This window comes from Pelagimonas sp. (assembly GCF_058892305.1).
Window position 1 is genome coordinate 83,192 of the sequence record NZ_JBZXVN010000048.1, and the last position, 7,036, is coordinate 90,227.

Genomic DNA, 7,036 nt, shown 5'->3' on the forward strand with positions numbered 1-7,036 from the left:
TAGCCCCTACCCTTACAGTTTCACGCCGCTAAAGGACATGAAGGCCATCGCCATCAATCCTGCGGTGATGAAGGTGATACCAAGACCCTGGAGTCCATCCGGAATGTCGGAGTATTTCAGCTTTTCGCGCACACCCGCCATAGCGGTGATCGCCAGCGCCCAACCAAAGCCCGAAGACACGCCATAGGTGACGCTTTCGGCAAAGTCATAGCTGCGTTCAACCATAAACAACGATCCGCCCAAGATAGCGCAGTTCACTGTGATCAACGGCAAGAAGACACCCAGCGCGTTGTAAAGCGGTGGGAAATACTTATCGAGAACCATTTCCAAGATCTGCACCAGCGCGGCAATCACACCGATATAGCTGATCAACCCCAAGAAGGTCAGGTCCACATCCGGAAAGCCAGCCCAAGCCAGCGCACCGGGTGCCAAGAGATAGGTCAGGATCAGATTGTTGGCGGGCACGGTGATCGCCTGAACGATCATCACCGAGATACCAAGACCCATGGCCGTTGGGATCTTCTTGGAGACCGCTAGAAAAGTACACATCCCCAAAAAGAAGGACAGCGCCAGGTTTTCGACGAAGATCGCCTTGACCGCGAGAGAGAGGAGATCTTGCATTAGTGTGTCTCCACCGTCTGAATCTTGTATTCACGTTCTTCGACTTGTGCGGGCTTCCACGCCCGGATGGCCCAGATCAACAGGCCAATCACGAAGAATGCCGAAGGAGGCAACAGCAGCAGACCGTTAGGGAGATACCAGCCACCGTTGTTCACGGTTTCGAACACCGTGATGCCGAACAAAGAGCCTGAGCCGAACAATTCACGGATAAAGGACACCACCATAAGCAGCGCGCCATAGCCCAGACCGTTGCCGACACCGTCGACAAAGCTGGCCATTGGCGGGTTCTTCATCGCAAAGGCCTCGGCGCGGCCCATCACGATACAGTTGGTGATGATCAGGCCAACAAAGACCGACAGGGTCTTGGAAATCTCATAGGCATAAGCCTTGAGCACCTGATCAACCAAGATCACCAGCGACGCGATAATCACCATCTGAACGATGATACGGATCGAGTTCGGGATTTGGTTGCGCAGGATCGAGATGAACATCGACGAAAAGGCCGTGACCAAGGTCACCGCGATGGCCATAACAAAGGCCACTTTCATTGAGGACGTTACCGCCAGCGCCGAACAAATGCCCAACACCTGAAGGGTGATCGGGTTGTTGTCGACCAAGGGGTCAATCAATTGGGTTCGGTAAGTCTGAGCCATCAGCCTGCCTCTCCTGCCTTAAGACGTTCCAAATAGGCACCGTAACCGGCCTCGCCCATCCAAAAACGGACAAGGTTATCTACGCCAACCGTAGTTAGCGTCGCGCCAGCCAGCGCATCAATATGGTGTTCGGCACCGGCAGGCGGCGCAGTCTTGGCCACGCTAATCGCCAAGGCACCATCCTCTGAGAACAGTTGTTTGCCATTCCAAAGGGCTTTCCAGCGTGGGTTGTCGACCTCGGCCCCAAGACCGGGGGTTTCGCCGTGCTGATAGAATTGCAGGCCAAAGATGTCGTTGCCATTCTCTTCTAGGGCGATAAAGCCGTAAAGTGTGGACCAAAGGCCGTAGCCTTCGATCGGCAGGATGACTTTGTCCAACGCGCCGGTTTCGTCGCGCAGCAGATACACCATGCGATAGGCTTGCATCTGGCCGCCCAATCCGGCGGGATCGTCCTCAAGCACACGCATCACCGACGCATCGCCGCTGGCGGCCAGCGCGTCAAAGGTGTCGATATCGAATTGGTCGGAATACTCTGCGGTTGCCAAATCCAACACATGCGGCTCGAAAGCTGCAAAGGCCTCGGCGACAGGCACCTCGGGGTTATAAACCCCGGCTACCTGCAGGATGTTCACCCGCTTGTCGTTGAGCTGGTTTGCCTCTTGCACCGGACGCAGGGCGACGGCGGCGGCGGACACCACCATGGACGCCACCAGACAAAGGGTCACCGCAACGAAGACCGTTTTGCCGACACTGTCGGGCGGGGCATCTAGGAAACGGCGCAGAACGCCCTTGTTTTCAGTTGCTTCAGGCATTGCGCTTGGCCCTCCGCTTGATGTTGGCTTGGACGACAAAATGGTCAATCAGCGGGGCAAAGACATTGCCGAACAGGATCGCCAGCATCATGCCCTCGGGAAAGGCCGGGTTAACGACGCGGATCATCACGACCATGAAGCCGATCAGAGCGCCATAGATAAAGCGGCCCATGTTTGTGTGGCTGGCCGAAACCGGCTCGGTCACCATAAAGACCAAACCAAAGGCGTAGCCGCCGATGACGAGATGCCAATACCATGGCATTGCGAACATTGGGTTTGTGTCCGACCCGATCCAGTTGAGCAGGCTCGAAAAGGCGATCATCCCGCCAAGACAGCCAACAATCAGACGCCAGTTGGCAATCTTGGTCGCCAAAAGGAACACCATGCCGATCATGATAGCGAGCGTCGAGGTTTCCCCCATACTGCCTTGGATAACGCCGACAAAGGCGTCCATCCATTCGATGCCGCGGTCGGGCAAAGTGGCGAAACCATCCGCCGCGCTGACCGCCAAGGCGGTCGCCCCGGAAAAACCATCGACAGGCGTCCAAACCGATTCACCCGACATTTGGGCCGGATAGGCAAAATACAGGAACGCGCGCCCCACAAGAGCCGGGTTCAAAAAGTTCTTGCCGGTGCCGCCAAACACTTCTTTACCGATCACCACGCCAAAAATGATGCCAAGCGCGACCTGCCACAGCGGCGTCGAAGCCGGTAGGATCAGCGTGTAGAGCATCGAGCTGACAAGGAACCCTTCGTTCACCTCGTGCTTGCGCACCACCGAAAAGATCACCTCAAAGATGCCTCCGGCGACCAGCGTCACGATATAAATCGGTAGGAAATACAACAGCCCATGCAGCATGTTGGCCACCGGGTTGTTGGCGTTGAAGCCAATTCCCAGCCCGTCAATGATCGCGGCACGCCAGCCAGAGTGGCCATATTCCGCAATCGCCTGATTGGTCTGTAGACCGGTATTATAAAGACCAAAGAGGACCGCAGGCACAGTCGCCAGCACCACATAGGTCATGATCCGCTTCATATCCACGTAAGACCGCGCATGAGGCGCGACTGTGGTCACGGTTTTGGGCGTATACAGAAAGCTTTCAACCATCTCATAGATGGGGAAATACTGTTCATACTTACCGCCCTTGGTGAAGCTCGGTTCGATTTTGTCGAAGAATGCTCTTAGCCCCATCGGCCCTACCCCTCCTTCTCGATCTTGGTGAGGCTGTCGCGCAGGGCGATACCGTATTCATATTTGGCCGGGCAGGCAAAACCGCACAGCGCCAAATCTTCTTCGTCCAATTCCAACGCCCCAAGCGCCTGGGCTTGATCCGTGTCCATCACCAACAGCGCGCGTAGCAACTGCGTGGGGAGAAAATCTTGTGGAACAATTTGCTCAAACGTCCCAATCGGCACCATAGCACGACGTCCGCCGTTCAGGTTAGAAGTCAAAGCATGCAAGCGTTTGGACATGGCCGATCCCAGCACCGGCTGGTAGGCGTATTTTGAGAACATCGGCCGAATCCACCCCAACGGGATCTGCTTGTGATCCTCTTCGATCAAGGTGATCTGTCGGGCATAGCGACCCAAATAGGCCGTTGGCCCCGCGCCAGCAGCGCCAGACAGGATCGAGCCGGAAATCACGCGGATCGGCGTCTCGCCCTGCAAGTCACCTGCACATAGGTCGGTCATCGAAGCGCCCGCAACGGTGCGCACCAAACGTGGGTTCGAACACATCGGCCCCGACAGGGCGATGATGCGACGACTGTCTAACATGCCCGTCAGCATCAGACGACCAATGACGATCACATCGTGATAGCCAATGGTCCAAACTGTTTTATCCGAGCGTGGCGGCTCTAGGAAATGCATATGCGTACCGGCAAGACCGGCTGGATGCGGCCCGGAAAACCCGACCGCCGTCACACCTTCCTGATCAGCCCCGGGAATGTCGGCCCCCGCGTCCTGACAAAGGTATGTCGCACCATCGGTCAACTTGGAGACGGCCTCTAGCCCGCGGGCGAAAGCCTCAGGGTCGTCATTGATGATCACGGCGGCATCGCCGGACAAGGGTTCGCTGTCCATCGCCGTCACATAGATCGCAGCGGCCTGCGCATCACCCGCAGGCACTTTGGAATACGGGCGCGTGCGAAACGCAGTCCAGAGACCCGCCGCACAAAGACGGGCGCGAATGCCATCGGCGGTGCTGTCATCGCCAACAGTTGAAAAGTCCACTGATTCGGCTGCAGAGGCATCAACGTCGATTTCTACGCTGATCAAAGCGCGGCGCGCGCCCCTGTTGATCGCCTTGATTCGCCCTGTCACAGGTGCGGTCACCTGAACCTCGGGCGTATCCTTGTGGGCAAAGATCGGTGCGCCCGCAGCAATCACATCCCCTTCCGCGACGGCAAGGCGCGGTTTCAAACCAATAAAATCCTGTCCAAGCACCGCCACAGTGCGGATTTCTGCTCCGTCTTCTATCCCGTTACCAGGCGCCCCCAGCACCGGCACGTTCAGACCTTTTTTCAATTTGAATTGCTGCACGTCACATGTGTCCTGTCGGTTTTCGGCTGCCTTATGCGAGAAAAGCACGGGTTTTGGAAGGTGTTTGAGCGCAAACTCTCAAAACTCTGTTGAACTTTTTGCTGATCTGCCTCAGAAGCGTGCCGATCTTACAGTGGAAATGCGCAACCCAGCGGAGACGCCCGTGTCGAACCCTCTTCTTTTTTCTCGCCGTAGCTTCATGATTATGCCGCTTGCATTGGCTGCCGCCTGCAAGAAGGGCTGGTCCGTGCTGGAACTGACCGGGCTTACGATGGGCACAGGTTACAAGATTGTAGCCATAGACCACAGCCAAGCGGTGGACAAAGCAACGCTTCAAGCCGATGTCGATACCGCTCTGGCACGGGTGAACGCCCAAATGTCTAACTGGGACGACGAATCGGAAATTTCGCGTTTCAATGCGGCAAAAGCCGGTGACCGGGTCGCGGTTTCACACGACTTCCATCACGTGATGCAGGCCGCTGCGGACGTCAACACCGCCAGTGATGGACGTTTCGACGTCACGGCCGGCGCCTTGTTTGACCTGTGGGGATTTGGCGCGCGCCAAACCCCTGGTGAAATGCCGACCGACAACAAGATAGCCGAGGCCATGGGGTGCTGCGGTCAACAGCAGTCGCTTGAGCTTCAAAAAGGTGCCTTGGTCAAGCTGAACAATGGTGCGCAAATCTATCTGTCTTCCATCGCCAAAGGCTTTGGTGTCGACCTGGTCGCCAAGGCTTTGGCCGCCCATGGGATCACCGACTATATGGTCGAGATCGGTGGCGATCTCGTCACTGCTGGCAAAAACCCAGAAGGTCAGCCATGGCAGATCGGCATCGAAACGCCCCAGAGCTTTGATCGTGGCGTCATGCAGGTCGTGGGCCTCTCGAACATGGGCATGGCCACATCCGGGGATTATCGCAACTTCTTCGAAGTCGATGGCCAGCGATATTCGCACATGATTGACCCGACAACCGGTCGTCCCGTCACCCACAATACCGCATCGGTTACTGTGCTGACCGACAACGCAATGCTGGCCGACGCATGGGCAACTGCGCTCTTGGTTCTGGGGCGCGAACGCGGCCTTGAACTTGCCAACAACCTTGATTTGGCGGCTCTGTTTGTCGAACGTACTGGCGACACGACCAACCACCTTGTCCCCACTGTGTCGGACAAGTTCACCTCACTGACCGCATAACGCGGGAAAGGCACAGCGCCATGTCGACTTTTATCCTCGCCTTTGGACTGTTTTCCATCGTCATGATGGGGATGGCGATCGGTGTGATGCTTTCGGGGCGCACCATCAAAGGAAGCTGTGGTGGGTTAAACGCCGTAGACGGCGCGGATCATTGCCTTGTGTGCAAAAAGGAAATTGACCCTAACAGCCCACTACGCGAACGGCTTGAATGCCCACGCCAACGCGCGCGCCGCGAGGCGGCAGAGCGCACTGCGGGCTGATAGATCACCCGCTTGTCAGGGGAACAAAGCCAAGCACCAAAAGCGTCCCTGCCGCAATCAGGCCCGACAGCCATAACTGGCTGCGCGGTCCTTCGGCTTTCCACACCCGGCGATAGCGATACCCCGCCAAACAGGCGATTACGAACAGCACCGTAGCGCTGGCAGGTGTCAGGGTCAGGTCCGTCATTTGGCACCTTTTTGGTGGAAACTGTTTACCCAAAGGCAATTCTCCTTATCCTATAGTTAGGACAGGAGGGAATTGCCATGGTCGGATCCTATAAACCCAAAACCCGCGGTGACGCGAACGAGACAACTCATAGTCAGTCATTGCAAACCAATGTATCGGTGGCACAGGCCAAGGTTGCAGAGGTTATGACAGACAAGGGGGGGGAACTCTTTTGCATCGGTCCGCAAAATCCGGTCTCTGACGCCGTCGCCATTCTTGGCGAAAAACGGATCGGCGCATTGATCGTCAAGGACGATGACGGCAAGCTCGTGGGGATTTTGTCAGAACGCGACATTGTGCGACGGCTGGCCGAAACCCCCAAAGAAACCCTTTCCCAAACCGTCGATCAGCTTATGTCGGCAAATGTGGAAACGACCTCAACTGACGAACTGTTGGTTAGTGTTTTACGCCGCATGACCGACGGGCGCTTTCGGCATATGCCTGTCCTAGAAGACGACCAGCTGATTGGCATGATCTCGCTTGGTGACGTGGTCAACCATCGTTTAAAAACTCTGGAGTACGAAGCGTTGAAGCTTAAACAGCTGATCGTCGGGTAAGGCGGTTTGAAACACACCTAAGAGAGCCTCTTGTGATCTAGACCGGCGCGATGCCCAACCATCGGGCCTCATCTGGATGGCGACTGGGGCATTGACAGGAAAACCAGCTTACCCTTTTGGGGGCCAGACGCAGCCAGCACAGCGCTAGATCATTTTGCCATTCAGGGTTCA

9 protein-coding genes are annotated in these 7,036 nt (G+C 56.5%); 3 read left to right on the forward strand and 6 right to left on the reverse strand.

The window, feature by feature from the left end:
• Positions 1-12 precede the first annotated feature (12 nt).
• The 5 genes from nqrE to AC5EFR_RS19445 are packed head-to-tail and all read right to left on the reverse strand — an operon-like array spanning position 13 to position 4,627.
• Positions 13-621: an NADH:ubiquinone reductase (Na(+)-transporting) subunit E gene (gene nqrE, locus AC5EFR_RS19425; protein WP_493577391.1), complete on the reverse strand. Its 609-nt coding sequence runs from the start codon at positions 619-621 to the stop codon at positions 13-15.
• On the reverse strand, positions 621-1,274 hold the full coding sequence (locus AC5EFR_RS19430) for an NADH:ubiquinone reductase (Na(+)-transporting) subunit D (protein ID WP_493577392.1): 654 nt from the start codon (positions 1,272-1,274) through the stop codon (positions 621-623). Before AC5EFR_RS19430 ends, nqrE begins: the two co-directional genes overlap by 1 nt.
• The gene (locus AC5EFR_RS19435; protein WP_493577393.1) at positions 1,274-2,086 is read right to left on the reverse strand and encodes a Na(+)-translocating NADH-quinone reductase subunit C; all 813 of its coding nucleotides are present in this window, start codon (positions 2,084-2,086) and stop codon (positions 1,274-1,276) included. Before AC5EFR_RS19435 ends, AC5EFR_RS19430 begins: the two co-directional genes overlap by 1 nt.
• Entirely contained in the window at positions 2,079-3,278 is a 1,200-nt protein-coding gene (locus tag AC5EFR_RS19440; protein ID WP_493577394.1) for an NADH:ubiquinone reductase (Na(+)-transporting) subunit B, read from the reverse strand. Before AC5EFR_RS19440 ends, AC5EFR_RS19435 begins: the two co-directional genes overlap by 8 nt.
• Positions 3,279-3,283: 5 nt before the next feature.
• Positions 3,284-4,627 (reverse strand): Na(+)-translocating NADH-quinone reductase subunit A, encoded by a 1,344-nt coding sequence (locus AC5EFR_RS19445; protein WP_493577395.1) that lies wholly within the window; start codon positions 4,625-4,627, stop codon positions 3,284-3,286.
• Positions 4,628-4,832: 205 nt separating this feature from the next.
• Here AC5EFR_RS19445 and AC5EFR_RS19450 point away from each other — a divergent pair, with 205 nt between their 5' ends.
• Complete coding sequence (locus AC5EFR_RS19450) at positions 4,833-5,822, forward strand: FAD:protein FMN transferase (RefSeq protein WP_493577402.1); 990 nt, start codon at positions 4,833-4,835, stop codon at positions 5,820-5,822.
• 20 nt (positions 5,823-5,842) lie between these two features.
• The gene (nqrM, locus tag AC5EFR_RS19455) at positions 5,843-6,082 is read left to right on the forward strand and encodes a (Na+)-NQR maturation NqrM (protein WP_493577396.1); all 240 of its coding nucleotides are present in this window, start codon (positions 5,843-5,845) and stop codon (positions 6,080-6,082) included.
• 4 nt (positions 6,083-6,086) lie between these two features.
• Here the strand turns inward: nqrM and AC5EFR_RS19460 are convergent, their stop codons facing one another.
• Positions 6,087-6,269 (reverse strand): hypothetical protein, encoded by a 183-nt coding sequence (locus AC5EFR_RS19460; RefSeq protein WP_493577397.1) that lies wholly within the window; start codon positions 6,267-6,269, stop codon positions 6,087-6,089.
• Positions 6,270-6,346: 77 nt separating this feature from the next.
• Here AC5EFR_RS19460 and AC5EFR_RS19465 point away from each other — a divergent pair, with 77 nt between their 5' ends.
• On the forward strand, positions 6,347-6,865 hold the full coding sequence (locus tag AC5EFR_RS19465; RefSeq protein WP_493577398.1) for a CBS domain-containing protein: 519 nt from the start codon (positions 6,347-6,349) through the stop codon (positions 6,863-6,865).
• Positions 6,866-7,036 lie beyond the last annotated feature (171 nt).